Below are 24,268 nucleotides of genomic sequence, written 5' to 3'. Positions count from 1 at the left end.
AGGTGGTCAGTGCGGCAGGCACACGCGCCCCGCCACATTGACCACGTCGTCGCCCGCGTGCGCGCGCAGTTGCAGCAGCATCAGGGCCACGCCCAGCATCAGCGCCGCAGCGCAGAGTTTCTTGTGCATCGTCGTTCCCGTTTTCACTATCTATGAAGGTGTGCAGCGATATTATTGCCGAAATTCATCGTGCGGGCTGAGCAAGTGCCAAGCGTGCTTTACAATTATGCATCTTGCGCATCCGCGCCATCTGAATTGTATGCATAGTATGTGAAGGGAATGACAAGCCTGTGACTTCCAAGCCGATCAAGATCGCCGCCACCGTTGTCGTGGCTCTCGCCGCTGGGGCCGGCATTTATAGCTACACCCGTCCGGCCGCCACCGCCACGCCCGGTGCCCCGGCTTCGGGCAGCCCTGCCGCCGCACCGCATTCCGCCGTCTATACGGCCGCCGTGGCCAGCCAATTTCGCGATTTGCTGGGCAATTTCCGCAAGATCATCGTGCTGCTGGCCGACGAACAAAGCTTGCCCGAAGGCGCGCGCGACGAAGCCCGTAAAGTGGGCCAGGCCCTGTTCCATGAAAACCAGGAACGCATCGCCAAGCTCGATGCAGCGCTCGATCAATTGACGGCACCCACGAATCCGGGCCGCTTCGAAGCGCTCGACAGCCTGCTCACCTATATCGAATCCGATCCCGGCCTGTATGACGCGGACCGCCTGGCTTTCCGCGAACTGCTGCAAAGCATGCTGGCCGACGTGGCCAAGGATTCGTCCTTGCCTGCCATCAAGCTGCACAAGCGCATTTCCGAAGACCTCGATGCGCTGGGCGAGATCGAGCGCAATTACGAGAAGGAAATCCGGCAAATCTTCGGCAACCTGGGCCAGCGCGCCATCGAACTCAAGCGCGAACGGTGGGACGATTACGTGGCGCAGCTGAAAAAACTGTACAGCCGCGAACAGATTCTGAAGGAAAACGGCATCGTCGTGCCGTATGCTGTTCCTCCCGCCGGCTCCATGCCCGAAGCCAAGCCGGCGCCAAAAAAAGATGAGGCGGAAATCTTCGGTCTGGGCTTGCCGAAGAAAACCATCGTGCTGACCTTCGACGACGGCCCGCACCGCCGCTACACGGAAGAAATCAGCGCCATTTTGAAACAGTATGGCGTGCCGGCCGTGTTCTTCAACGTGGGCCGCAACCTGGGGTCGCTGGACGCGGAAGGCCACGCCAAGCTGGGCGCGGGCGCGGAAGTGAGCCGCAAGCTGATGAAGGAAGGCTATGCCGTGGGCAACCACAGTTTCAGCCATGCACAGCTGTCGAAACAGACGGGCGACAAGCTGAAAGGCGAAATCCTCGGCACCGACACTTTATTAAAGGCCATCAGCCCCGAGCGGGCCGCGCTGTTCCGCTTTCCGTATGGCGCGCGCAACAGCGAAGGCATGGCCGCGCTGGCCGATGCCCATTTGAAATCCGTGATGTGGAATATCGATTCGCTGGACTGGGCCGACCCCGTGCCCAGCTCGATTACCAATCGCGTGCTGGCGTCCGTCGACAAGGCGGGGCGCGGCATCGTCCTGTTCCACGACATCCACGAACGCACGGTGAAAGCCTTGCCGGCCGTGCTCGACAAGCTGATCGCCGAAGGCTATCAATTCGCGGGCTGGGATGGCACGAGTTTCCAAGTGGCAAAAAGCACGGCGCCCGCGCCCGAGAAAGTGCCCGTCACCACCGGCTACGCGAATTCCTGGGCCGTCGTGATCGGCATCGACGATTACGCGAAGTGGCCGAAATTGCAATATGCGGTGCGCGACGCGCAAGGCATCCGCGAAACGCTGATCGAGAAATTCGCGTTCGCGCCCGAGCGCGTCGTGACCCTGAAGAATGGCGAAGCGACGCGCAACAATATCCTGGCCGCTTTCCACGACAAGCTGGCCCATGGCGGCGTGCAAAAGAATGACCGCATCTTCGTCTTCTTCGCCGGCCACGGCGCCACGCGCAAGCTGAGCTCGGGGCGCGACCTCGGCTACATCGTGCCCGTCGATTCCGACCCGGCGCAGTTCGCCACGGATGCGATTCCGATGACGGAAATCCAGAATATCGCGGAGTCCCTGACGGCCAAGCATGCGTTTTTCGTCATGGACGCCTGCTACAGCGGCCTGGGCCTGACGCGCGGCGCCGGTTCCAGCTCTTTCTTGCGCGACAATGCCAAACGCATCGGCCGGCAAATGCTGACGGCCGGCGGCGGCGACCAGCTGGTGGCCGATGGCGGACCGAACGGTCACTCCGTGTTTACGTGGACCCTGCTGCAAGGCCTGGCGGGCAAGGGCGACCTGAACGGTGACGGCCTCATCACGGCCACGGAACTGGCGGCGTATGTAGCGCCCGCCGTGTCCAGCGTGTCGAACCAGACGCCCGCGTTCGGCAGCCTGCCCGGATCGGAAGGAGGCGATTTCGTCTTCGAATTGCCAGGCGAGACGGAATTCCTCAGCCCGAACACGACGCAGCTGTCGACGGAAGCCATCGCCCTGAACAGCAAGCTCGACGCCAAACCGGCGGCGGCCAGCGTGACGGTGAAGGATTTGCAGGGCGGCGAACAGAAGATCGTCACGCCGGGCGCCGTGCCGACCTCCACGCGCCAGCTGGCCCAGCGGGCCAACGACCGCGGCTTGCAGCTGTACAAGGAGAAACAGTACGCGCAGGCGGAAGCGCAATTTACGGAAGCGCTGAAATTGCGTCCCGACTTCGCGCTGGCGGCCAACAACCTGGGTTTTGTCTTCTACAAGCAGGAAAAATACCGCGAAGCGGCACGCTGGTTTGAAAACACGGTCAAGATGGACCCGTCGCGCGCCATCGCCTACCTGAACCTGGGCGACGCGTATGCCAAAGCCGGCGATGCGGCCAAGGCGAAAGCGGCCTATAAAACCTATCTGGAACTGGCGCCGACGGCCTCGACGGCGCCGGCCGTGCGGCAAAAGATGGAGAAGCTGTAAGTTGACGTCCAACTTGCCCATGGTCCACGTCTTCACCTGCAGCGGCCGCTTTCCCAGCTGGGAAGCGCTGCAGGCTTACCTGGCGCCCGCGTACACGGAAGATGGCGATGCCGTGCCGTCGCCATTCTTCCTGGAAACGGGCCTCACGTGTTATGAGCCGGCCTGCTTCGAGAGCGCGCTGCTGGCCGCGCCCGCGCCGCTGGCAGAGTTGCTCGACGGCGTGTCGTATGCGGACAACTGGCTGGCGCAGGCGTGCGCGGACGCGCAGGGTGTGCTGGCCGATACGGCCGTGTGCGTGTTTGCGCCGAATCGACTGGCGCATCCGCACCGCAGCTCGCTGCACCACGTGGGCAGCTACGCCTGCGACGGCGGCTGAGCCTCATTTCCGCGTTGTTCATGTATGAGCTTGTTGACGCTGGCCAGCAGGCTGGTGCCCGAGGTGGTGATGAAACGGGCACCCGCCGCCTGCGCTTCCGTGCCATAGCTTGCCAACGTATCCTTGTTGCAATAGACGATGATCGGTAATGCGGGCTGCGCCTGCCGCACTTCGCGCACCGTGCGCACGCCCGCATCCTTGACCCGGCGGCCGTTTTCCACCCTGGCCATGTCCGTGATGAACAGCGCGTAGTGCTTCTGTTGCAGCATGGCCAGCGCCTGCCGCGTCGACACGGCCTGGTCCACCTTGATGTTTTCCCGCTCCAGCTGCTCCATCAGCAAGGTATTGTTGCGCGGGTGGTCGTCCAGCCACAGCACGAGACTGACCGGCCGTTGCGCCGTCGGCGCGGCGGCCAGGGCCGTGACGGCGGCGGCGCCATCGGGGGGATGGGCCAGCAGCAGCTGCGTGACGGCTTCCTGCATGTCGTCGAGCGACTTTTGCTGCAAACGGCTCAGTTCCGTCACTTCGATTTCCTTGCCGCTTTCCAGGCGCACGGATTCGTTTTTGACGAGGCTGTCGGCGCGCTTGATCATGATGGACAGGTAAATGCGCGTGAGCAAATAGCCGATCAAAAAGCCGTGCACGGAAAAGAACAGCATGATGCCGCCCACTACCGCCATGGCCGTGGGCGTGTCCGTGGCCAGGCTGGGCGCGATAAAGGCGGCCATGCTGCGCGCGCTGCCAGGCAGGCTTTTGAGCTCGATCAAACCCACGCCGACGATGATTTTCGTCAGCCAGTCCGACACTTCCACCAGATTCGAATTGATTTCCATGGGCGTGGGCGTGCCCAGAAACAGGGTATTGCTGGGGTTGCCGGTTGCCGCGTCCGCGCTTGCCGGGGGAGGCTCGTCCGTGGAGCGGCCCTTGCCATTAGCCTGCTCGTCGGGCGGGGCGGCGTTGACGGTACCCGAGGGCAGACTGCGCGGTATGCCGAATAAAAACCCCAGCAGCATGCCGCTGACGCAAAAGCCCAGGCTCCACAGCAGGGCCGGCACGGCGTGGTAGTAGGGCGGCAGCAGGGCGCCCGCCAGCACGGCCAGCAAGCCCGCCAGCAAGATGAACAGCAGGATGTACGGCAGCACGTCGCGCTTGCGCACGGCCGCCGTGACGCTTTTGCTCGCCTTGCCGCTGCTGTCGCTCAGGTCCACGGTCGCTCCTTGAAAAATGCTGAATCCAGGCAGCCGGTCTGCCGCGTATATATCCCGTAGGAGCCTGTACTGACATCATAAAAAGGGGAGACGCGATGCGGTTGATAAAACGCAAACAGCTGGCAGCTTGTGCCTTGTTGCTGGTGGCCGGTGCCGGCAAGGCGGCTGCGCCGGAGGCCGCATCGCCCACGGATGCGTCGCGCACCGTGCGCGTGACGGGCCACTACGACAACGCCGTCGGCACCTCGGATGCGGCCAGCCAGGGCGTCATCACCAATGAGCTGATCGTCAACCGTCCCGCCTTGCGCACGGGCGAATTGCTGGAATTCGTGCCGGGCCTGATCGTCACCCAGCACAGCGGCGACGGCAAGGCCAACCAGTATTTCTTGCGCGGTTTTAACCTCGACCATGGCACGGATTTCGCCACGTACGTCGACGGCATGCCCGTCAACATGCGCACGCATGCGCATGGCCAGGGCTATTCCGACCTCAATTTCCTCATTCCCGAGCTGGTGCAGCGCATCGATTACAAGAAGGGGCCGTATTTCGCGGGCGAAGGCGATTTCGCCTCGGCGGGCGCGGCGCGCATTCGCCTGGCCGACAAATTGCCGCAAGGCCAGGCCAGTGTGTCCGTGGGCCAGCATGGCTATGTGCGCGCCGTCGTGGCCGATTCCCTCGATGCAGGACCAGGCACCTTGCTGTATGGCCTGGAGGTGAACCGCAACAATGGCCCCTGGGACGTGCCGGAGCGCGTGCGCAAGGTCAGCGGCGTGCTGCGCTACAGCCAGGGAACGCAAGACGACGGCTTCAGCGTGACGGCCATGGCCTACAAGAACAGCTGGAACGCCACGGACCAGGTGCCGCTGCGCGCCGTGGAGTCCGGCCAGATCGGCCGTTTTGGCTCGCTCGCGCCCAGCGACGGCGGCGACACCTCGCGCGCCAGCCTGTCGTATGCGATGCGCCGGCGCACGGAAAACCGGGTGTTCGAGTTTGACGCGTACCTGATCCGCTCGCAGCTGGAACTCAACAGTGACTTCACCTATTTCCTGGCCGACCCGGCCGCCGGCGACCAGTTCCAGCAAAGCGAGCGGCGCACGGTGGCCGGTGTCAACACGAGCGAAAGCTGGAATACGCAGCTGTTCGGTCTTTCCCTGCGCAACAAGCTCGGTGTGCAGGCGCGCCATGACCGGGTGTCGCCGGTGGGCCTGTACAGCACGGTGGACAGAGTGCGGCAAGCCACGGTGCGCGAAGACCGGGTGCGCGAGGCCAGCGTCGGCCTGTACGGCGAAAACACGACCCAGTGGCTGCAGTGGCTGCGTTCCGTGGCGGGCGTGCGCTACGACACCTACCGTTTCAATGTGGCCAGCAGCATCGCCGGCAACAGCGGTACGGCGCAGGACCACGTGGTGTCGCCGAAACTGTCCTTGATCCTGGGGCCGTGGAGCAAGACGGAGTTTTTTGTGAACTATGGCAAGGGTTTCCATAGCAACGATGCGCGGGGCACGACGCAGACGCGCTTGCCCGACGGCACGCCTTCCGCGCCCGTGACGCCCCTCGTGCCGAGCAAGGGCATGGAACTGGGCGCGCGCACGGAATGGCTGCCGGGCCTGCAAAGCTCGCTGGCCCTGTGGCGGCTCGATCTCGCGTCGGAACTGCTGTTCGTGGGCGACGCGGGCGAAACGCAGCCCAGCCGTGCCAGCCACCGCCACGGCATCGAGTGGAATAACCATTATGTTGCCGCGCCGTGGCTGCTGTTCGACCTGGACCTGGCAGCTTCGCGCTCGCGCTACACGCAAAACGATGCGGCCGGCAATTATATTCCTGGTTCGATCGACAGGGTGGCGTCGTTCGGCGTGACCGTGACGGACCGGGGACCGTGGTCGGGCGCCTTGCAGCTGCGCTATTTCGGCCCCCGTCCCTTGATCGAGGACAATAGCGTGCGCTCGGCGTCGACCACCCTGGCGTATGCGCGCCTCGCCTACCAGCTCGACCGCAGGACGCGGCTGTCGCTCGACGTGTTCAACCTGTTCAACAAGCGCGCCAGCGACATCGATTACTACTATGCGTCGCGCCTGCCCGGCGAGGGGGCGGACGGCGTGAATGACCGGCACTTTCATCCCGTCGAACCCCGGTCCGCGCGCTTGACCTTGTCGTATGCGTTCTGATAACGATAAACTGGGGCATGAGCAATCACCTAGTACAAACCAGTAAATTCCTTTCCCTTATCCTGCGCCACTCTCCCGAAAAAATCGGCCTCGCCCTTGATGCCCAAGGCTGGGCCGATATCGGCCAGCTGCTGGCGCAGGCGGCCAGCCATGGCCGTTCTATTTCTCGTGAACAATTGGATGAGGTGGTGGCGCGCGACAGCAAGACGCGCTACGCGATCAGCGATGACGGCTTGCGCATCCGCGCCAACCAGGGGCATTCCTTGGCCGCCGTCGATATCGCACTGCCGCCCGCCACGCCACCCGCCATGCTGTACCACGGCACGGCCAGCCGCTTTGTAGCGGCGATCCGTGCCGGCGGCCTGCTGCCGGGAGCGCGCAATCATGTGCACCTGTCGTCCAGCCGCGAAACGGCCGTGGCCGTGGGTGCGCGCCACGGCAAGCCCGTCGTGCTGACGGTCGATGCGGCCGCGATGCAGGCGCAGGGCCACGTGTTTTATGTGTCGGACAACGGCGTGTGGCTGACGCAGGCCGTGCCGCGGGCGTTCATCGGTTTTCCCTGATTAATGGCTTAGCGCCCTGCCCCTGGCGCTTGCGCCGCCAGATCAGCACCCCCGTCACGCTCAGGCCCGCCACCAGCACGCCCATGGCGCAAATGAACAGTTTGAAGGGCCAGCCCCACATCGAGGCCATGTGCAGGGCGCTGATCCAGCTGCGGATGGTGTCGCCGCTGGCCGCGCCCGTGGGCAGCCAGGCGGCCAGCTGCCGGCCGCTGGCCGCATCGAAAAAGACGGTGGTCAGGCCCTTGTGTTCGCGCACGTCGCGGCTGCTGCGCACGCTGTAGCTGTAGACGCCCAGCGCGCGCTCGTAGGCCAGCGCGTTTTCCTCGAGGATGGCAAAGTGCCCGCTGCGCGCCAGCTGCGCCATCAGGCTGCGACCTTGCGCGCGGGCGGCAGGCCAGTCCAGCCGTGGCCCCGGCGACGGCGTGTGCCGCGCCACCACTTCCTCGGCTGGCTGATGGGGAAATAGCGGATGCATCACGGCCGCATACGCGCCGTACAGGTTGAAGGCGACGCCGCTCCAGGCAAACACCAGCAGCATGGCCCACAGCCATAGGCCGCCCGCGCGGTGCAGGTCGAACACCAGTTTATAAGTGCCGCCATGGCGGCGCAGCAGCCACGACGGGCGCCAGCGCAGCAGCCACGGTTTGCTGCCCGGCGAGCGTTTTTTCAGGCGTGCGGGGAAGGTCAGGGCGGCGCCGACGAAGCAGTCGATGGTCCAGACGATGGCGATCAGGCCGAAAATCAGCAAGCCCGTGTCGCCCAGCGCCAGCGCAGAGTGCAGGCGCTCGATAAAGGGCAGCAGGTTGATGGCGCCCTGGCCGATCTCGCCCCATTTTCGCTGGCCCAGTAGCGCGCCCGTGTACGGATCGACGAACACTTCGTCGCTGGCCAGCGGCGCGGCGTCCGCCGTCGGGCGCAGGTAGAACTGCATGCTGTGGCCGGGCGGTGCCGACAGCGGCGCGTAGCTGACCTGCGCCTGCGGGAAGCGCGCGGCGACGGACTCGCGCAGCAGCAGGGCGTCGAGCGGCGCGGCGCCCGGCGTTGGCGGCGCCGCGCGGAAGACGGCAGGCAGCAGGGCCGCCTCCAGTTCATCCTTCCACGCGAGCGCGCTGCCCGTGACGCCGGCCACGATGAGGAAGCCGGCCATCAGCAGGCCGGCGTAGCGGTGCAACGCCGCCAATGCAGGGCGCATTTGCAGCGATGGCATCAGAACCGGTACATGGCGCTGACGTTGGCCGTGCGTTCGGCATTGCGGTAGCACAGATTGGGCAGGTAGCCGCAGTCATACAGGGTCTGCTTGTTGAGCACATTGTTGACGTTGAGGGCAAACTGCCACGGTCCGCGCGACACGCCCAGCGCCGCATCCCACTGCGTGATGCCGCCATTGCGGATGTTCAGGTTCTCGCCGTCGGAATTCGAGCGCATGGCGCCGAGAAAGCGCATGCCCAGCGCCGCATACGCGGGCAGCGCCGTGCCCAGGTTGAACGCTTGACGGGCCCAGGCCGAGGCGCTGTGGCGCGGCGCGCCCGCTTGCTGCAGACCCAGGTCGCCGTTATTGCTCTTCCTGACTTCCGTATCGAGGTAGGTGTATTGCGCGATCAGGCTCAGGCGGCTGGCAAACTCCGTGCGCGCTTCCAGTTCCAAGCCGCGCGAGCCCACCTGGCCCGTTTGCTGCAGGCGGCCCGGATTGCCGATGTCGGAGGTGGTGACGTTGTCGCGCACCAGGTCGAAGACGGCCGCCGTGTAGCTGGCGCGCTGGCCCACGGGTTCGTAGCGCACGCCCGCCTCGAACTGCTTGCCGCGCGATGGTTTCAGGGCGCTGCCGTTGGCCGTGATGCCCAGTTCGGGCGAGAACGAGGTGGCGTAGCTGACATACGGCGCCCAGCCGCCATCGAACAGGTAGACGGCGCCCACGCGGCCCGTGGTGGCCGATGGCGACTGGTGGAAGTCGGGTTTGACGGCGCCGCTATGGAGGTCGGTGACGTCGCGCGACTGCGTGGCCTTGTCGCGGCGCAGGCCGGCCGTCACTACCCAGCGGTCCCATTTCAATTGATCCTGCGCATACAGGCCCAGCTGGCGCGACGGCGCTTCAGCGCGCGTGGGCGCCTTGGCGGGAAGCAGCGGCTGCTTGCCGTACACGGGCTGGTACAGGTCGATCGGCGCGATAAAGCCTTTTTGATGGCGGTAGTCGTCCGTGTTGCGGATGTTCGCGTAATCGACGCCCAGCAGCACCTGGTGCGCCAGGCCGCCGGCGGCAAAGCGCGCCTGCAGCTGGGTGTCGGCGAACAGACTTTTCGACGCCGTATCGACGGGCATGAAATAGCGCTCCACCGTACCATCGTCATTCAGGCCCAGCGGGAACATGTCCGTGCGGTCGTTGTTCAGGCGCGTGTAGCGCAGGTTCTGGCGCAGCGACCAGGTGTCATTGAAGCTGTGCTCGAACTCGTAGCCCAGCATGGTATTGCGGCGCTTGAAGCGGTTATCGTCGCCCATCAGGTTGACCTTCGGATCGACCTGGCCGCGCGGGCCAGGCAGCAGCAGCTGGTTGGGAAACGCGTACTGCTGGTTGTCCTGCTCGTAGCGGGCCAGCAAAGTCAGGCGCGTGGCCGGTCCCGCCTGCCACGTGAGCGAAGGCGCGAAGTACAGGCGGTTGTCGCGGTCGCGCTCCAGCCGCGTATGGGCTTCGCGGCCCAGCATGACGACCCGGTAGGTCCAGTCGCCGTGTGCGTCGAGCGCGCCGCCCACGTCGGCTTTCAACTGGCGGCGCTGGTAGCTGCCGTACTCAATCCCCACTTCGCGCACGGCATCCGCGCTGGGGCGCTTGCTGACGGCGTTGACCATGCCGCCAGGCGGAATCTGCCCGTACAGCACGGAAGCGGGGCCGCGCAGCACTTCCAGGCGTTCCAGGCCATACGGCTCGATCGAGGCGCCAAAGGTGCGGCCCGAATTGCGCAAGCCATCCTGCAGGATGCCGTTCGTCTCGATGGTGAAGCCGCGCAGCAGCGAGGAATCGTCGCTGCCCAGCGGGCGCTGGTTCGGCGTCACGCCGGCCGTGTAGCGCAGGGTTTCGTCGAGCGATTCGGCATTGCGGTCGCTGATTTCATCGGCCGTGACCACCGAGATGGATTGCGGGTTCTCGTTCAGGGCCGTGTCGGTCTTGGTGGCCGAGGCGGCGCGCCGCGCCACATAGCCGCGCACGGGGCCCGTGGCCGTTTCGCGCTCGCTGCTCGCATTGATGGTGATCGCGGGCAGGGTGGCGCTGGCCTGGGCTGGCGCTGGCGTCTGTGCCGCGGAGGCGTCCGTGCGCAGCGCATACGCGCCATGCGCGCCCGCCACCAGGCGCAGACCCTGGCCGCGCAGCAGTTCCTCGAAGCCCTGGCGCACCGTGTAGCTGCCCGTCAGGCCGCCGCTGCGCTTGCCCTGCAGGAGCGCTGCATCGGCCGACAGTTCCACCCCGGCCGTGCTGGCGAAACTGGTCAGCGCACGTTCCAGCGGTCCGGCGGGAATGGAATACTGGCGCTGCGCCTGCGTGTTGCCTGCCGCCTGGGCGTGGGCGGCTGGTGCCGTGACGGCCAGGGCGCCCACGGCGGCACCAGCGAGGAACAGGGCCTGGATGGCGGCGGCGAGGGGAAACGGGCGCAGCTTGGTTGCGGGAGCGGTCAGGCGAGCAGGCATGGTGCAAATCCTTGGAAAGTGGCGGGAAAAAATTCGTTCTTCCCTTATTCCGAACGAAAAGCCAAAACCCTCAACGTTTTTTCAATTATTTTGCAGGTATTTTTCAGGACGCCTGGCGCGGCCCCACGCTGACCCAGTAGCGCGTGCGGTAGCGCAATTGCACGGGCAGGCTCAGGGCCAGGTTGGCCAGCGAGCGGTCCGTGTCGCGCAGCGTATACACGCCCGTCACGCGCAGAGCGGCGATGGACTCGTCGCAGCGCAGCACGCCGTGGCGGTAGCGGCCCAGCTCGGCCAGCAAGTCATCGAGGCGCATGCGCTCGGCCACCAGGCTGCCCTGCGCCCAGGCGGCGGCGCTGTCTTCCACGCTCGCCACGTCCTGCACGTCCTGCCGCGTGTAGCCGGCGCGCTGGCCCGCCTGCAGATGCAGGGATTCCGCCCCGGCGCGGGCCGGCTGCAGGGCCACGGCGCCCTGGAAGACGGCGACCTGGCTGACGCCATCGTCGAGGCGCACGGAGAAGCGCGTACCCAGTGCCGTGGCCGTGCCCTGCGGCGTTGCCACCAGCAGAGGGCGGTAGACTGCCGCGTTTTCATGCGCGCTGGTGACGAGGATGGCGCCCGCGCGCAGCACGATGCGCCGTTCGCCGGCGTTGTAGCGCACGTCGATGGCGCTGGCCGTGTCGAGCACCACCTGCGTGCCGTCGGCCAGCACGATGGCGCGCGTCTCGCCCACGGCAGTGCGGTAGTCGCTGCCCATGCCCGTTCGTTGCCACAGGCCGGATTCGTGCGCCAGCAGGGCCGTGCCGCCGCCCGCCGCGATCAGGCCCAGCAGCTGCAAGGCGCGCCGGCGCCCGGTGGCACGGCGCTGGACCGGCGCCAGCGCGCCGCGCGCGACCTCGCGCGGCAAAGCGTCGAATTGCCGGGCGAAGCGCTGCAGCCGGGCCCAGGCCCGCTCGTGCTCGGGGTGGGCGGCGCGCCAGGCGGCGCAGGCATCCGCGTCGGCCACGCTGGCGTCTTCCGCCCACAGCCGCGCCATCCACTCGGCGGCACGCTGCAGCGCGGCGGGGGCGATGGGGGCGCCGTCCGCTTGGGAACTCATGCGAATTGCGCCGCACAGCAGGCCAGCAGGGCGCGGGCGATGTATTTTTCCACGGACGAGACGGATACGCCCAGGCGCGCGGCGATGTCGGCATACGCCATGCCTTCGAGCTTGCACAGCAGGAAGGCGTCGCGCACCTTGGCTGGCAGGCTGGCGAGGATGGCGTCGATTTCCAGCAGTGTCTCGACGATCAGCGCGCGCATTTCCGGCGTGGGGACGGTCGCTTCCGGCTGCGCGGCGATGGCGTCCGCATAGGCGGCCTCGATATGCCTGCGGCGGAACAGGTCCACCACCAGGCCGTTGGCGATCTGCGCCAGATGCTGGCGCGATTCTTCCGGCTGGGGCGCGCGGCCCCGCGCGAGGATGCGCAGATACGTGTCGTGCGCCAGGTCGGCCGCATCGAAGGCGTTGCCCAGCTTGCGGCGCAGCCAGCACTGCAGCCAGCCGTGGTGGTCGCTGTACAGGACTTCGATTTGCTGGTGCAGTTCCAGTTCGGGGCGTAGCATGCAACCTTTCCATGCCACGGTCCACAGGACAGACAGGCCTTGATGCGATTGAGAATTGTTCGTATTGTAGCCCGATTGCCGCGACTTGTGGCCCGGCAGTGGCGGGCCAGCAACGCTGTCGGGCCCGCATCAGGCCGGGATCAGCTTGATATCGGCCACCCGCTCGACCAGCCACACGCACGCCACCAGGGCAATCGCCAGCGACCCCACGGTCAGCACTTGCCGGTACAGCCAGGTCTTGCGCAGCAGCCACGCGAGGGGCAAGAAGGCGGCGACGATGGCCAGTTGGCCGATTTCCACGCCCACGTTGAAGCCCAGCAGGCTGGCCAGCAGCGAGCCTTGCGGCAAGCCCAGGTCGCGCAGCACGCTGGCAAAGCCGAAGCCGTGGATCAGGCCGAAGGCGAACGCGGCCACGGGCCGCTTGCCGCGGAACAGGGGCAGCAGGTTGTTCAGCGCGGCCAGGATCACGGAAGCGGCGATCGCCGACTCCACCCAGCGCGACGGCAGCGATACGAGCGACAGACTGGCCAGGCTCAGGGTGATGGAATGGGCGAGCGTGAACGCCGTGACGACTTTCAGCACGTCAAGGAAGGCCGCCTTCAGACCGTGCTGCTGCTCGCGCAAGCCCGGCAGCAGCACGGCCGGCAGCAGCAGCGACAGCAAAAACAAAATATGGTCGTAGCCGATCCAGATGTGCCAGATGCCGTGTTTCACGTAGGCGCCGAACTGCGCCAGGCGGTCGGGCGCGGCCAGCGAGATGGTCTGGCGCGGGCTGTCCGGGTCGAAGATGGCCGTTTGCGTGGCGCCGCCGCTATCGATCTTGAGCAGCCCCTTGTGCTGCGGGTCGAGGTCGGCGAACAGCGTGTAGCCGATGGTCACACTGGCCGGCGCAGCGCCGCCCGGGCAAGTGGCCTGGAAGCGCAGCACGTTGTAGGCGCCGTCCGTGTGGTTGTCGATCAGCTGCCCGGCGGCTTGCAGGGGGCAGGCGCCCTGGTCGCTGGTCAGCTGCAGGCGCTGCAGCGCGTAGGCGGCAATCGCCGCATGGCGCGCGCGGATTTCATCCCAGGTCAGGGCGCCGTCGCCGTTGCCGTCGAGGCCGATGGCGAAATCGAGGTCGCGCAGGGCGATATCCCATTGCCCCTCGATCTGCTGGCCGTGCACGGTCAGGCTCAGATAGCTGTCGCTGGGCTTGTGCGCCTGCGCGGGGGCCAGCCAGGCGCACAGGAGCAGGATGAACAGGCAGCGCTTTACAGCACACCTCACAGCACACCTGCTTTCCTGATAATACTGACTTTTTGCCCATCCTGCGGGCCCAGCTGTCTGACGAGTCCTTGCAGGACCGTATCTTCCACGCCATTCGCCGCCACCCACGCCAGTACGGGCCGGGCCGCCGCGTAGTTGCGCGCGGCCAGGGCCGCTTCGAGCAGGATGCGCATGTCGGGCGCTTCCTTCTGGATGGCCCAGTTCTGCTGCGCCAGCTGCAGGGCGGCCGGCACATCTTTTTGCAAAAACAGGGCGAAACGGGCTTGCTCGCGCTGGTGCACGGTGTCGCCCCGCTGCATGGCGGCGGTGAAGCGGGCCGCCAGCTCGGCCTTGGCCGCCTGGAATGCCGCTTGCTGGCCGGGCAGCGATTGCAGGGCCAGCGCGTAACGCAGCAGCAGGGCGTCGATGCGCTGCCGGTCTTGCAGCAACTTGACGACTTCCTGCGGACGCTGCCGGTCGAGCAGGAAATCCGCGTAGGCGCCCAGCAGGTAGCTGTCGCGCGGCTGCCGCGCCAGCGCGGTCTTGTAGCGGGCTTCGGCCAGCGTTGAATCTCCGCGCCGCGTGGCCATTTCCGCCAGCAGGGTGGCGGCCCAGCTTTCCAGCTCGGGCGCCGCGCCGGCGCTCCTTTGCAGGGTCAGGTCCAGCAGGCGCTCGCTGGCGGTGGCCCGGCCCGTGACGCTGGCGATATTGGCAAGGCAGGTGACTGTGACCAGCTGCGTGGAAAGCGCCGACAGCCGGGCGCAGCTGGCGGTCGCCTGCGCGTAATCGCCCTTCACGGTGAGCACGGTGGCGCGCGTCAGCCATGCCTGGGCGTTGTGCGGCTGCTGCGCGATGACGGCGTCGAGGTCTTGCAGGGCGAGACCGAACTTGTGGGTGCTTTGTAATATGGTGGCGCGCAGCAGGCGCACGGGCAGGGGCGGCGCCGCTTGCCGCCACCAGGGCGCCAAGGCCGCTTGCGCGTAGCCGAGGTAGCGCGGGTCCGTTTCGCTGCGCGCCAGGGCGATGTAGCGCTGCGCCAGGCTTGCCGCCAGGGTCATGTCTTGCGGCGTGGCATTCAATTGCTGGCGCAGGCCGCGCAGCTCGCTCTGCGTGGCGTCGGCGCGGCGCGGCAGCTGTTCGATGACGGCGCCGCCGTCTTTCGGCGTGTAGGGCGCGGCCTGGGCCAGCAGGGGCAGGCAGGCGCACAGCAGGGAAATCGGTGTTTTCATCATGGATGCCATCAACAGTCATTGATGCGGGTACCGGAGAGCGGACACTCCGGCGCCCGCAAGGGCTTTACAGCGGCACCGGTTCCGTGTCTTCCGGCGACGTCGCCATGATGGCGTCGATGGCGACGCCATCCTTGTCATCGCTGGTGGTCAGGATGACGTTGCTGACGGCCATATAAAACGCATCGAGCAAGACCACGGGCGGCGGCGTGGTGCCGCCGTTGCCGTTATCGCCGCCATGGCTGCTGCCGCCGCCACCGCAGCCGGCCAGCAGGGCCGCGAGCGCCAGGGCGCCGATCAGATAGAGCTTTTTCATCGCGTTCTCCTTGTTACTGCTGTGGCGAACCGGCCACGGGCGTTTTCAGGTAAGGGAAACCCGCCGTGAAGAAGGTTTCATCCAGGAAAGCGCCGTCCGTGAAGTGCAGGGCGCCTGCGGGAGCGTCGGCCGGGGAGCAGCCGATGTTCAAGGTGCATAGTTTGCCCATGGCCACGCGCAGCACCACGTCGACCACGTCGTCGCCGGGGCGCCGGCCGTTCGGGAAGCCTGCGTTGTCGCCATCGATCACGCCCAGGCGCTTTTGCGATCCCACGGCGGTGGGCGCGATGGACGTATTCAGGCGCAGCATTTCCGATGCCGTCACGGTGACGGGCTGGTTGACGCCCTTGATGCCCGTCAAGAAGGTGGCCACCAGGTCGTTGCGGGGGAAGTTGGTGGGCGCCTTGGCGCCTGCCGAGCCGAACAGCACTTCCACCAGCGCCGGCGCCGTCGGGTTGGTGACGTAGTCGGCAAACTGCGCGTCGCCCGACGGCTTGCTGGCGTTGAAGCGGTCCTTGTCCTTCAGGCCGATGACCAGTTCATTCACCAGCGGCATGCCCAGGCGCGACACTTGCACCCACGCGCCGCCTTCCTTCGATGCCGCGGTGCTGCCCGGCGCCGGGTTCAGCAGACGCCCCTGGCGCAGGCTGGCCGTGGTCCAGCCGCCGATGACGGGCTCCAGGCCCGCCGTCAGGCACGCGGTTGGCACTTCCATCTCGATGGCCGTGACGTTCTTGCGGGCCAGGTCATCCCTGGCGGCGGACTCCGCATTCGCGGCAAACTCCGTGGCAGGCGCCTTGATGTTAATCAAGTCAAACGTTTCGCCCAGGTTGACCACGAACGGGTCCTTGCGCTGGCCGACGAACATGCGCGCCGGCGTGGCGCAGCCGGGGATGTTGACCGTGTAGACGTGCTGCGCGGCATACGCGGCATAGTTGGGGATGGACTTGGTGCCGATGTAGTCGACGGGCTTGTCGAACGTCGTGCCGCCGCCTGTGGCGTTGGTCACGCTACTGCGCGTGCCCGAGCGGCGGTCGCCCCGCACCACCGTCACGCTGTAGGTTTCGCGCACGTTCAGGCCGGCCGGGTTGACGGAATCGATGGCGCCGCCGTTGATGACGAGCGGAATCGACACTTTCTTGCCGCCCACGGTGAACTGGCCGTCCTTGATGGTATTGCTGAAGCGGAACTGGAAGGTGAGGTCTTCCTTGCCGTCGCCATTGTTGTCGATATGGATTTCGTACAGGGCGTTCGGGTCCATGGCGAAGTAATTCGGGCCGCCGTAGGCGTCCTGCAGGGGAATATAGTCGGCCACCAGGGTGGTGTAGGCGCCGCGGCCCGCTTCATAGCTGCGGAACATGTAGAAGTCGGTGGCGTCGACTTTGGGGTTTTGCGTGATGAACGGCGCTTCGCGGTGGCTGGACGCGTAGGCGGCTGGCGCGATGGCCAAAGTGAAGGAAACGGCGAGAAGGTTGCCCAGGAGTGCGGCGCCCAGTGCGGTTTTCGAGTATGACAATGACATTTCGATTCTCCCGATTTTTGTTGGCGTTGACAGACAAGTCCAAGAAACTGCAGGCTGCCTGGCTTATACGAACGGCTACAAAAAACGGATTCAACTCTTTGTCAAAGTCTGCAACTGACCTTGTAGGCCCCCTACCAGGCCAGCACTTTGGGACCGAGGGCGGCGCCGATGGCGGTCGGCACCAGCATGCCCAGCACGTACCAGAAGCCGACGAAGCTGGCCGCCAGCTCCGGGCAATGCAGGCAATACACGAGGGCAGCCATGCCGCCGGCGGCAAAACCGGCGGCGGCGCCGGCCAGCCGCAGGCGCGTGGGCGCCAGCTGGCGCATCAGGCGCAGCACGGCGGCCAGGATGGGCAGCGACAGCATGGCGATCAGCAGGGGGCAGCTGCGCCAGGTGGCGCCCCAGAACAGATCGGCGCGCTGTTCGGGCGGCGCTTCGTTCAGGATGATGGCGCCCAGCGCCCACATCAGCAGCAGGGGCATGGCGAGCAGCAGGGGCAGGGCGCTTGTGTTGGCGCCCGGCACGCACAGGCGGCGGCTGACGTGCCAGGCCGCCAGGCACAGGCACACGACGAAGCCCACCTTGATCCAGAAGTCGGGCAGCAGTGCCAGCTGTTCCAGGTTGGGCCGCACGCCCAGCAGCATGGCCATCAGGGCCACGCTGGCCAGCAGGCCGGCGCCCAAGGTGCCTGCGGCGCGCCAGTGCGTGCCGGGCGGCGCCGCGGCGGCCACGTCCGGGCCGCTGGCCAGCATGGCGATCAAGTCATCGGTTTTCATGGTGCGTTTCCTTCTATCCTTAAATGGGCCGCCAGGGCCTTCAAGCCGCGGTGCACGGCCACCTTGACGCTGGCTTCCGAAATGTCCATGGCCGCCGCCGTGTCGCGCACGGACCAGCCGTCGAGCTTGGTATGCACGATGGCGTCGCGCTGCTGCGCCGGCAAGGTGGCCAGCAGCTTGCCCAGGTCGCGGCTGGCCTCGGCCGCCTCGGCATCGGCGCTGGAAAACAGTTCCTGCGCGCTATCTTCTTCGTCATACGGCAAGTGCTGCGCCTCGCGCCGACCATGCCGGCGCAGCCAGTCGATCATCTTGTAGCGCGCGATCGCATGGATCCACGACGTCAGCGGCACCCCCGTGTCATACGTCAAGCGCTGGTTGTGGATGGCCAGCAGACACTCCTGCACCAGGTCTTCCACCTCGTCCGGCCAGCGCTGCAGGCGGCGCCGGAAAAACGCGCGCAAATGGGCGCTGCTTGCCTGCAAGAAACTGCGATACGCCGCCGCATCGCCATCGAGGCCGCGCAGCATCAAGCCGTGCAGCCGCAATTCCGTGCCGTGCAACTGCTCGCTTATTGGTATTCGTTGCATGCAAGCCTTTGGTGACAGGCGTTGAAAAAAATAAATCTTAAATTATTTGAGGGTGGCTGTAACCAATCCGCACGGTGCGGCGAATTGACAGGCAAGCACGCTTCCTATTTTTAATATACCGGTGAAAGACCATGGACATCAAGCAGCGCCTTGCAACATTACTTTTACCCTTGCTGAGCATGGCTGTGGTAGCGCCGGCCATGGCGCAGATGGCTTCCGGCCAGCGCTGCGAAGTCAAAAGCGGTGCGCAGACGGCGGCGCTGGTGGAGCTGTACAGCAGCGAAGGCTGCTCCAGCTGCCCGCCCGCCGACCAGCGCCTGAACGCCTTGCGCAAGGAAGCGGGGGCGGCCAGCCTGATCGTGCCGCTGGCCCTGCACGTCACGTACTGGGACCAGATCGGCTGGACGGACCCGCTGGCGCAGGCGCAATTCGATGCGCGCCAGGCCGAGCTGTTGCGCCACCAGCCGCGCCATGTGGCCTATACGCCCCAGTTCTTCGTGGGCGGCACGGAATTGCGCGGCTGGGATACGCAGCTGCCGGCCGCCATCCGCCGCATCAACGCGACCGCCGCGCCCGTCGCTATCCGCCTGTCCGCCACGCCGGCGCCGGGTGGGAAGCTGCTGCTGGAAGCCGATGCCAGCGCGCCGGATGCGCGGACGGACGGCCAGCTATACGTCGCCATCAGCGAAAACGGCATCGTCTCGACCGTGCTGCGCGGCGAAAACCGCGGCGCCACCCTGCATCACGATGCGGCCGTGCGCCTGTGGCTGGGGCCGGTTGCGCTGGCGCAAGGCCGCGCCCGGCTGCGCCGCGAAGTCAGCCTGCCCGCCAGCTGGCGCCCGGAAAACCTGCAAATCGTCGCCTTCGTGCAGCGGGCCGACAGCAGCGCCATCCTGCAAGCCGTCAGTACGGCATCCTGCGCGAAAGGGGTGATGTGATGAACGGACAAGCGAGCGTGATCCACCCTGCCTGGCTGCGCCTGACGCACTGGTTCAATGCCGTGGCCGTGGTAGTGCTGGCCACCAGCGGCTGGCGCATCTACAACGCGGCGCCATTCTTCCCGTTCGAGTTGCCACGCGCGCTGACCCTGGGCGGCTGGCTGGGCGGCGCCCTGCAATGGCATTTCGCCGCCATGTGGCTGCTGGTGGCCAATGGCCTGCTGTATCTGGTCATCAATATCGTCTCGGGACGGCTGCGGCGCCAGTTCTTTCCCCTCTCGCCGCGAGCGCTGCTGGCCGATTTCATCGCCGCGCTGAAGGGCAAGCTGGCCCATGCGGACCCGCGCCGCTACAACATGGTGCAGCGCGCCGCCTATCTGTTCGTCATGCTCGATTGCATCGTGCTGGTGCTGTCCGGCCTGGTGCTGTGGAAATCCGTGCAGTTTCCCCTGCTGCGCGAACTGCTGGGCGGCTACGAGAGCGCGCGCAGGGTCCACTTCATCGCCATGGCGCTGCTGACGGGCTTTGTGGGCGTGCACCTGCTGATGGTGGCACTGGTGCCGCGCACCCTGGTCGCCATGTTGCGCGGCCGCTAAGGAGATGAGCATGAAAAAAACCATCCTCGTGCAAGAAGAGGGCCAGGCCATGCTGGCCGACGCCTTGCGCCAGATCAAACAGCCGTCGCGGCGCCTGTTTTTGCAGCGCAGCCTGACTCTGGGGGGCCTGTCCTTGCTGACGGGTTGCAACGCCAGCGACCCGTCCAGCATCGAGACAGCCTTGACGGCCGTGTCGCGCATGAACGACCGGGTGCAGGGCTGGCTGTTCGACCCGAATAAACTGGCGCCGACTTACCCGGACTCCATGATCACGCGGCCGTTTCCCTTCAACGCCTATTACGGCGAGGATGAGGTGGAACAGGTCGATGGCGACGCCTGGCGCCTGGAGTTGAGCGGCTTGATCGCCGACAAGAAGCCGTGGACCCTGCCGCAGCTGCGCGCCTTGCCGCAGGAAACGCAGGTCACGCGCCACATCTGCGTGGAAGGCTGGAGCGCCATCGGCAAGTGGGGCGGCGTGCCGTTTTCCCATTTCCTCAAGCGCGTGGGCGCCGACACGACGGCCAGATACATCGGCTTCCAGTGCGCCGACGATTATTTCACGAGCATCGACATGGCCACGGCCCTGCATCCGCAAACCATCATGGCCCTCACGTACGACGGCCAGGAATTGCCGCCGAAATACGGCTACCCGATGAAATTGCGCATGCCGACCAAGCTGGGCTACAAGAACCCCAAGCACATCCAGGCCATTTTTGTCACGAATACCTACCCGGGAGGGTATTGGGAGAATCAGGGCTACAACTGGTTCGGCGGTTCCTAGAAAGGCCGGGGAGCCGGCCAGGGCGGCGTTGCATTGCCTTGTCGTACTAGTCGTACTGCCTGCGGCAATGCGCCTGGCCCTGAGCACCTCCCGGCCTTCCTTATGTTCAGCAGCAAGCAGCACCCTGTAGCGCAGCAATAGTTTTACCACCGGGCAATCTCGCCCATCCAACACTGAGACAAGGACATATCATGAAAACCACCATTACCACCTTCGCCGCCATCATCGCTTCCGCCATCCTCATGTCGGGCGCCGCGTTTGCCCAGGACGCCATGCAGAAAGACGCGATGGCCAAGCCTGCCTCGGCCGACGCCATGCACAAGGATGCGATGGGCAAGGACGGCATGCACAAGCCGATGGCCAAGAAACACATGAAGAAGGATCACATGGCCAAGGATGGCATGGCAAAAGATGCCATGGGGAAAGACGGTATGAAGAAGGATGAAATGAAAAAGGATGAAATGAAAAAGGATGGCATGGCCAAGGATGCGATGGCCAAGTAGTGCAGGGGCCTGGCGCCGTCAACGCGATGGCGCCAGGCCGCGCGCGTTTTCCAGCGTTCACCCATGCTGGCTCAGGATGCGAACTTGCTAATTGGTGTAAGCTGGATGCCTCCTGATTTCCCGCATGCACAGTCATGACCGAACCGTCCGTTGCCACGCTGTCCCCCGAAGCACATCCTTCCGATAAATCGATCCGCCGCCGCTCGCTGTTCGCCGCCTGCAGCGCGCATGCCGTGCATGACGGCTTGACGGACGTGATCTATGTGCTGCTGCCCATCTGGCAGGCGCAGTTTGCCATCAGCTACGCCATGGTGGGGCTGTTGCGCGGGTCCTACTCGGGCATGATGGCCGGGTTCCAGCTGCTGGCCAGCCGCCTGGCGAAGCGCTGGGGACGCGAGCGCATGCTGGTGGGCGGCACGGCGCTGGCCGGCGTCGCCTACCTGATCGCGGGGCAGGCGGGCGGCCTGGCCGTGCTGCTGATCGCCTTGCTGCTGGGCGGCCTGGGCGCCAGCACCCAGCATCCGCTGGCGTCTTCCATCGTCACCGACACGCACGAGGCGGGCGGCGGCGTGAAGGAAGCGTTGTCGCACTACAATTTTGCGGGCGATATCGGCAAGACCCTGATTCCCGCGCTGGTGGGCTTGCTGTTGCTCGTATGCAGCTGGCAAGCGAGCGTTTCCCTGCTGGGCTTGCTGGGCCTGGCGGCGGCCGGCTTGCTGTGGTGGCTGTTGCCGAAGCCGGAAGAGATCCAGGCCAGTCAGAAGAAAGCGGTCAAACTCGTCACTGGCAGCGGCTCCAAAGCAAGCTTTCGCGCGCTGCTGGCGACGGGCACCCTGGACAGCGCCGTGCGCATGGGTTTTCTCACCTTCTTGCCGTTCTTGCTGAAAAGCAAGGGCGCGGGCACGGCCGGCATCGGCGTGGCCTTGTCGCTGCTGTTCGTGGGCGGCGCCTTCGGCAAGCTGCTGTGCGGCTACCTGGGCGCGCGCATCGGCATGATGAAGACCGTGTGGCTGACGGAATCGATGACCTCGCTGCTGATCGTCGCGGCCCTGTGGCTGCCGCTGGCCGGCATCATGGCCATGCTGCCCCTGCTGGGGCTGGCGCTGAACGGCACCTCGTCCGTGCTGTACGGCGTGGTGCCGGAACTGGCCGAGCCAGGCAAGCGCGAGCACGCGTTTGCCCTGTTCTACACGGGCAGCATCGGCGGCGGCGCGCTGTCGCCCGTGCTGTTCGGCGCGCTGGGCGACCATACGAGCGTGCCCACGGCCTTGCTGGCGCTGGCGGCCGTATTACTGCTGACCTTGCCGCTGGCGTGGAAGGTGCAGCGGGGCCTGGCGCATGGCGGCGCCGCATGACAGGATGCCTCGCATGAGTCTGCCATTGCCGCGCGACAAACACGATACGGACAATGCGCAAGCCCTGACCGCCTTGCGCTGGGAAGAACTGCGTCCCGCCATGCCGCAGATCCTGGAGTGGGTGCAGGACGCCAACTGGCCCGTGGCCGCCGTCCTCCTGCCTTACCTGGCCGGCATCGGTCCGCGCCTGGCTCCGTATCTCAAGACGGTGCTGGCCAGTGACGATGAACAATGGAAATATGTTGTTCTGCTGGGCATCGTGCGCCATTCCCCCGGGCTCGCTGCCGCGGTGGACGGGGAATTGCAGCGCTTCGCCCTGTCGCCAACGGCTGCCGAGCTGGAAGAAGGCGTGGCCGAGGTGGCCCGGGAGATTTTGGCGGGCAGCGGCGCTGGTGCGGCGTGACTTGCCCGCCAGCACTTCCATCGTCTACACTCGCCGCATGAAAAATTTTGAAAAGCGGCGCGACCGCTACGATTTGTTCCGCGCGTTTGACAATCCCCTCGTCAACATCAATTTCCAGCTCGACGTGCCCGATTTCCGCCCCTGGTGCAAGGAACGGAACATTCCCGTGTTTCACTTTTTCCTGTTTTGCCTGCTCAATACGGTCAAGGACATCGACAATTTCATGTACCGCATCTGCCAGGGCGAAGTGATCCGTATCGACGATTTTCCCGCGTCCTACACCGTCATCAACAGCGACGAGAACCTCAACTATACGCGTTTCATCATGACGGACCAGCTCGATCTCTTCATCGAACGCAGCCTGGAAGCCAAGCGCATCGCCGAAGCGAGCTGCGCGCTGATCAACACGGGCGAGGGGCAAAGCGAGCGCGAGCAGCGCAACAATATCTTCATTACCTGTTTGCCATGGCTGGAGCTGGCGGCGATCGAGCACCCGATCTGCCGCCACCGCGACGCCGATATCCCGACCTTTACCTGGGGAAAATTCGGCCCCGCGCAGCCGGACGACTGCATGCGGATACCGTTTTCCGCGCAGGCCCACCATGGCTTTGTCGATGGCTACCATGTGCAGAAACTGGCGCAGGCGCTGGCACAGCGCATCGCCGCCATGATTGCCTAAGCTAAATAGTCGCTGGGCGCCTGCCCCAGCACGCGGCGGAAGGCGGCCGTAAAGGCGCTGGGGCTGGCATAACCGAGATCGAGCGCCACGCGGGTGACGGCTTGTCCTTCGGCCAGCCGCGTGATGGCGGCCAGCAGGCACGCTTGCTGGCGCCATTGGGCAAAGGCCAGCCCCGTCTGGGTGCGGAACTGCCGCGTGAACGTGCGCCGGCTCATGCCCGCCTGCATCGCCATCGCGTCCAGGCCGCTGTCCAGGCGCGGTTGCCGCAGCATGTCCATGCACAGCCGCGCCAGCCTGGCGTCCTGCGGCAGGGGCGCGCTCAGGGGCAGGGGACTGGCAGCGGCGATTTCGTCGAGCAGCAAGGCCATCAACCGCCCGGCGCGCGACGCCTGCACATACAAGGCTTCCACGGTCACCGCTTCGGCCAGCAGCTGGCGCAGCAGCGGCGTGGCATCGAGCACCTGGCAATCGGATGGCAAATCCATGCTGGCGATGGCGTCAGGGGCGATAAACACGTTGTGCATGGTCACGGCGCCATGCATGCGCATGCCGTGGACGAGTCCGGCCGGTAGCCAGCAAGCCCGTTGCGGCGGCACCAGCCAGTTGCCCTGCGGCGTGTGCACGCTGATGACGCCGCGCGCCGCATACGCGAATTGCCCGCGCGCATGGCTGTGGTTGGGAAATATCTCGCCGGCGGCATAGTCGCGCGCCGTGGCGATCAGTGTTCGCGGCACTTCCGTATAAAAATCATCCATGGCCCGTACT

24 protein-coding genes are annotated in these 24,268 nt (G+C 65.7%); 11 read left to right on the top strand and 13 right to left on the bottom strand.

The genetic code is table 11. From position 1 onward, the window contains the following. Positions 1-6: 6 nt before the first annotated feature. Positions 7-129 (bottom strand): hypothetical protein, encoded by a 123-nt coding sequence (locus JAB4_RS30950; protein ID WP_256267169.1) that lies wholly within the window; start codon positions 127-129, stop codon positions 7-9. 161 nt (positions 130-290) lie between these two features. Between JAB4_RS30950 and JAB4_RS17160 the strand changes: the two genes are divergently transcribed. Both JAB4_RS17160 and JAB4_RS17155 read left to right on the top strand, forming a co-directional pair. Next, positions 291-2,984 carry a polysaccharide deacetylase family protein gene (locus JAB4_RS17160; protein WP_070218442.1) on the top strand — a complete coding sequence of 898 codons (2,694 nt, stop codon included), beginning with the start codon at positions 291-293 and terminating at the stop codon, positions 2,982-2,984. Between the two features lies 1 nt (position 2,985). Continuing rightward, a complete protein-coding gene (locus tag JAB4_RS17155) occupies positions 2,986-3,360 on the top strand; it encodes an immunity 22 family protein (RefSeq protein ID WP_070218441.1) in 375 nt (124 codons plus the stop codon). Here JAB4_RS17155 and JAB4_RS17150 read toward each other — a convergent pair. Then, the gene (locus JAB4_RS17150; protein ID WP_070218440.1) at positions 3,339-4,568 is read right to left on the bottom strand and encodes a response regulator; all 1,230 of its coding nucleotides are present in this window, start codon (positions 4,566-4,568) and stop codon (positions 3,339-3,341) included. The genes JAB4_RS17155 and JAB4_RS17150 overlap by 22 nt on opposite strands. A gap of 95 nt (positions 4,569-4,663) precedes the next feature. On the opposite strand from JAB4_RS17150, the gene JAB4_RS17145 reads away from it, so the two are divergent. Continuing rightward, positions 4,664-6,733, top strand: coding sequence for a TonB-dependent receptor (locus JAB4_RS17145; protein WP_070218439.1), 2,070 nt, complete (start codon positions 4,664-4,666; stop codon positions 6,731-6,733). A gap of 17 nt (positions 6,734-6,750) precedes the next feature. Next, complete coding sequence (locus tag JAB4_RS17140) at positions 6,751-7,296, top strand: RNA 2'-phosphotransferase (protein ID WP_070218438.1); 546 nt, start codon at positions 6,751-6,753, stop codon at positions 7,294-7,296. Here JAB4_RS17140 and JAB4_RS17135 read toward each other — a convergent pair. The 10 genes from JAB4_RS17135 to JAB4_RS17090 all read right to left on the bottom strand — a co-directional run bounded on the left by JAB4_RS17135 (position 7,280) and on the right by JAB4_RS17090 (position 18,248). Next, on the bottom strand, positions 7,280-8,503 hold the full coding sequence (locus JAB4_RS17135; protein WP_217494514.1) for a PepSY-associated TM helix domain-containing protein: 1,224 nt from the start codon (positions 8,501-8,503) through the stop codon (positions 7,280-7,282). The genes JAB4_RS17140 and JAB4_RS17135 overlap by 17 nt on opposite strands. Further along, positions 8,503-10,971 carry a TonB-dependent siderophore receptor gene (locus tag JAB4_RS17130; RefSeq protein ID WP_070218437.1) on the bottom strand — a complete coding sequence of 823 codons (2,469 nt, stop codon included), beginning with the start codon at positions 10,969-10,971 and terminating at the stop codon, positions 8,503-8,505. The genes JAB4_RS17135 and JAB4_RS17130 overlap by 1 nt, the downstream gene beginning before the upstream one ends. A 103-nt stretch (positions 10,972-11,074) precedes the next feature. After that, a complete protein-coding gene (locus JAB4_RS17125; RefSeq protein WP_070218436.1) occupies positions 11,075-12,067 on the bottom strand; it encodes a FecR domain-containing protein in 993 nt (330 codons plus the stop codon). Then, positions 12,064-12,573: a sigma-70 family RNA polymerase sigma factor gene (locus JAB4_RS17120; RefSeq protein ID WP_070218435.1), complete on the bottom strand. Its 510-nt coding sequence runs from the start codon at positions 12,571-12,573 to the stop codon at positions 12,064-12,066. Before JAB4_RS17120 ends, JAB4_RS17125 begins: the two co-directional genes overlap by 4 nt. A gap of 129 nt (positions 12,574-12,702) precedes the next feature. Beyond that, positions 12,703-13,836 carry a HupE/UreJ family protein gene (locus tag JAB4_RS17115; protein ID WP_083287214.1) on the bottom strand — a complete coding sequence of 378 codons (1,134 nt, stop codon included), beginning with the start codon at positions 13,834-13,836 and terminating at the stop codon, positions 12,703-12,705. Then, positions 13,833-15,047 carry a hypothetical protein gene (locus tag JAB4_RS17110; RefSeq protein ID WP_139143684.1) on the bottom strand — a complete coding sequence of 405 codons (1,215 nt, stop codon included), beginning with the start codon at positions 15,045-15,047 and terminating at the stop codon, positions 13,833-13,835. The genes JAB4_RS17115 and JAB4_RS17110 overlap by 4 nt, the downstream gene beginning before the upstream one ends. Positions 15,048-15,111: 64 nt before the next feature. Further along, complete coding sequence (locus JAB4_RS17105) at positions 15,112-15,360, bottom strand: hypothetical protein (protein WP_070218433.1); 249 nt, start codon at positions 15,358-15,360, stop codon at positions 15,112-15,114. Positions 15,361-15,373: 13 nt separating this feature from the next. After that, positions 15,374-16,882 (bottom strand): DUF4331 domain-containing protein, encoded by a 1,509-nt coding sequence (locus tag JAB4_RS17100; protein ID WP_083287213.1) that lies wholly within the window; start codon positions 16,880-16,882, stop codon positions 15,374-15,376. A gap of 131 nt (positions 16,883-17,013) precedes the next feature. Further along, on the bottom strand, positions 17,014-17,661 hold the full coding sequence (locus JAB4_RS17095) for a DUF1109 domain-containing protein (protein WP_070218432.1): 648 nt from the start codon (positions 17,659-17,661) through the stop codon (positions 17,014-17,016). After that, the gene (locus JAB4_RS17090) at positions 17,658-18,248 is read right to left on the bottom strand and encodes a sigma-70 family RNA polymerase sigma factor (RefSeq protein WP_070218431.1); all 591 of its coding nucleotides are present in this window, start codon (positions 18,246-18,248) and stop codon (positions 17,658-17,660) included. The genes JAB4_RS17095 and JAB4_RS17090 overlap by 4 nt, the downstream gene beginning before the upstream one ends. 131 nt (positions 18,249-18,379) lie before the next feature. Here JAB4_RS17090 and JAB4_RS17085 point away from each other — a divergent pair, with 131 nt between their 5' ends. The 7 genes from JAB4_RS17085 (at position 18,380) to JAB4_RS17055 (ending at position 23,503) form a co-directional block, all read left to right on the top strand. After that, positions 18,380-19,186 (top strand): DUF1223 domain-containing protein, encoded by an 807-nt coding sequence (locus tag JAB4_RS17085; protein ID WP_071650140.1) that lies wholly within the window; start codon positions 18,380-18,382, stop codon positions 19,184-19,186. Continuing rightward, on the top strand, positions 19,186-19,782 hold the full coding sequence (locus JAB4_RS17080; protein WP_070218430.1) for a cytochrome b/b6 domain-containing protein: 597 nt from the start codon (positions 19,186-19,188) through the stop codon (positions 19,780-19,782). The genes JAB4_RS17085 and JAB4_RS17080 overlap by 1 nt, the downstream gene beginning before the upstream one ends. A 4-nt stretch (positions 19,783-19,786) precedes the next feature. Next, positions 19,787-20,563: a molybdopterin-dependent oxidoreductase gene (locus tag JAB4_RS17075; protein WP_070218429.1), complete on the top strand. Its 777-nt coding sequence runs from the start codon at positions 19,787-19,789 to the stop codon at positions 20,561-20,563. Between the two features lie 191 nt (positions 20,564-20,754). Further along, positions 20,755-21,066: a pentapeptide MXKDX repeat protein gene (locus JAB4_RS17070; RefSeq protein WP_070218428.1), complete on the top strand. Its 312-nt coding sequence runs from the start codon at positions 20,755-20,757 to the stop codon at positions 21,064-21,066. A 134-nt stretch (positions 21,067-21,200) separates the two neighbouring features. Next, the gene (locus JAB4_RS17065) at positions 21,201-22,421 is read left to right on the top strand and encodes an MFS transporter (RefSeq protein WP_070218427.1); all 1,221 of its coding nucleotides are present in this window, start codon (positions 21,201-21,203) and stop codon (positions 22,419-22,421) included. 13 nt (positions 22,422-22,434) lie between these two features. Further along, the gene (locus tag JAB4_RS17060) at positions 22,435-22,824 is read left to right on the top strand and encodes a DUF5071 domain-containing protein (protein ID WP_175444765.1); all 390 of its coding nucleotides are present in this window, start codon (positions 22,435-22,437) and stop codon (positions 22,822-22,824) included. Positions 22,825-22,861: 37 nt separating this feature from the next. Beyond that, complete coding sequence (locus tag JAB4_RS17055) at positions 22,862-23,503, top strand: CatA-like O-acetyltransferase (protein WP_070218556.1); 642 nt, start codon at positions 22,862-22,864, stop codon at positions 23,501-23,503. Here JAB4_RS17055 and JAB4_RS17050 read toward each other — a convergent pair. Next, positions 23,500-24,258 (bottom strand): helix-turn-helix transcriptional regulator, encoded by a 759-nt coding sequence (locus tag JAB4_RS17050; protein ID WP_217494515.1) that lies wholly within the window; start codon positions 24,256-24,258, stop codon positions 23,500-23,502. The two genes, JAB4_RS17055 and JAB4_RS17050, sit on opposite strands and share 4 nt — an antisense overlap. Positions 24,259-24,268 lie beyond the last annotated feature (10 nt).

It is taken from the genome of Janthinobacterium sp. HH102 (assembly GCF_001758625.2).
Taxonomy (GTDB): Bacteria; Pseudomonadota; Gammaproteobacteria; order Burkholderiales; family Burkholderiaceae_D; genus Janthinobacterium.
The sequence above is the reverse complement of the archived record's forward strand: the minus strand, read 5'-3'. Positions and strand labels throughout refer to the sequence as shown.

Coding starts and splice junctions, on each gene's coding strand:
- JAB4_RS30950 (WP_256267169.1), bottom strand. CDS start 129: ATGCACAAGAAACTCTGCGCTGCGGCGCTGATGCTGGGCGTGGCCCTG.
- JAB4_RS17145 (WP_070218439.1), top strand. CDS start 4,664: ATGCGGTTGATAAAACGCAAACAGCTGGCAGCTTGTGCCTTGTTGCTG.
- JAB4_RS17140 (WP_070218438.1), top strand. CDS start 6,751: ATGAGCAATCACCTAGTACAAACCAGTAAATTCCTTTCCCTTATCCTG.
- JAB4_RS17135 (WP_217494514.1), bottom strand. CDS start 8,503: ATGCCATCGCTGCAAATGCGCCCTGCATTGGCGGCGTTGCACCGCTAC.
- JAB4_RS17130 (WP_070218437.1), bottom strand. CDS start 10,971: ATGCCTGCTCGCCTGACCGCTCCCGCAACCAAGCTGCGCCCGTTTCCC.
- JAB4_RS17125 (WP_070218436.1), bottom strand. CDS start 12,067: ATGAGTTCCCAAGCGGACGGCGCCCCCATCGCCCCCGCCGCGCTGCAG.
- JAB4_RS17120 (WP_070218435.1), bottom strand. CDS start 12,573: ATGCTACGCCCCGAACTGGAACTGCACCAGCAAATCGAAGTCCTGTAC.
- JAB4_RS17110 (WP_139143684.1), bottom strand. CDS start 15,047: ATGATGAAAACACCGATTTCCCTGCTGTGCGCCTGCCTGCCCCTGCTG.
- JAB4_RS17105 (WP_070218433.1), bottom strand. CDS start 15,360: ATGAAAAAGCTCTATCTGATCGGCGCCCTGGCGCTCGCGGCCCTGCTG.
- JAB4_RS17100 (WP_083287213.1), bottom strand. CDS start 16,882: ATGTCATTGTCATACTCGAAAACCGCACTGGGCGCCGCACTCCTGGGC.
- JAB4_RS17095 (WP_070218432.1), bottom strand. CDS start 17,661: ATGAAAACCGATGACTTGATCGCCATGCTGGCCAGCGGCCCGGACGTG.
- JAB4_RS17090 (WP_070218431.1), bottom strand. CDS start 18,248: ATGCAACGAATACCAATAAGCGAGCAGTTGCACGGCACGGAATTGCGG.
- JAB4_RS17085 (WP_071650140.1), top strand. CDS start 18,380: ATGGACATCAAGCAGCGCCTTGCAACATTACTTTTACCCTTGCTGAGC.
- JAB4_RS17080 (WP_070218430.1), top strand. CDS start 19,186: ATGAACGGACAAGCGAGCGTGATCCACCCTGCCTGGCTGCGCCTGACG.
- JAB4_RS17075 (WP_070218429.1), top strand. CDS start 19,787: ATGAGCATGAAAAAAACCATCCTCGTGCAAGAAGAGGGCCAGGCCATG.
- JAB4_RS17070 (WP_070218428.1), top strand. CDS start 20,755: ATGAAAACCACCATTACCACCTTCGCCGCCATCATCGCTTCCGCCATC.
- JAB4_RS17065 (WP_070218427.1), top strand. CDS start 21,201: ATGACCGAACCGTCCGTTGCCACGCTGTCCCCCGAAGCACATCCTTCC.
- JAB4_RS17060 (WP_175444765.1), top strand. CDS start 22,435: ATGAGTCTGCCATTGCCGCGCGACAAACACGATACGGACAATGCGCAA.
- JAB4_RS17055 (WP_070218556.1), top strand. CDS start 22,862: ATGAAAAATTTTGAAAAGCGGCGCGACCGCTACGATTTGTTCCGCGCG.
- JAB4_RS17050 (WP_217494515.1), bottom strand. CDS start 24,258: ATGGATGATTTTTATACGGAAGTGCCGCGAACACTGATCGCCACGGCG.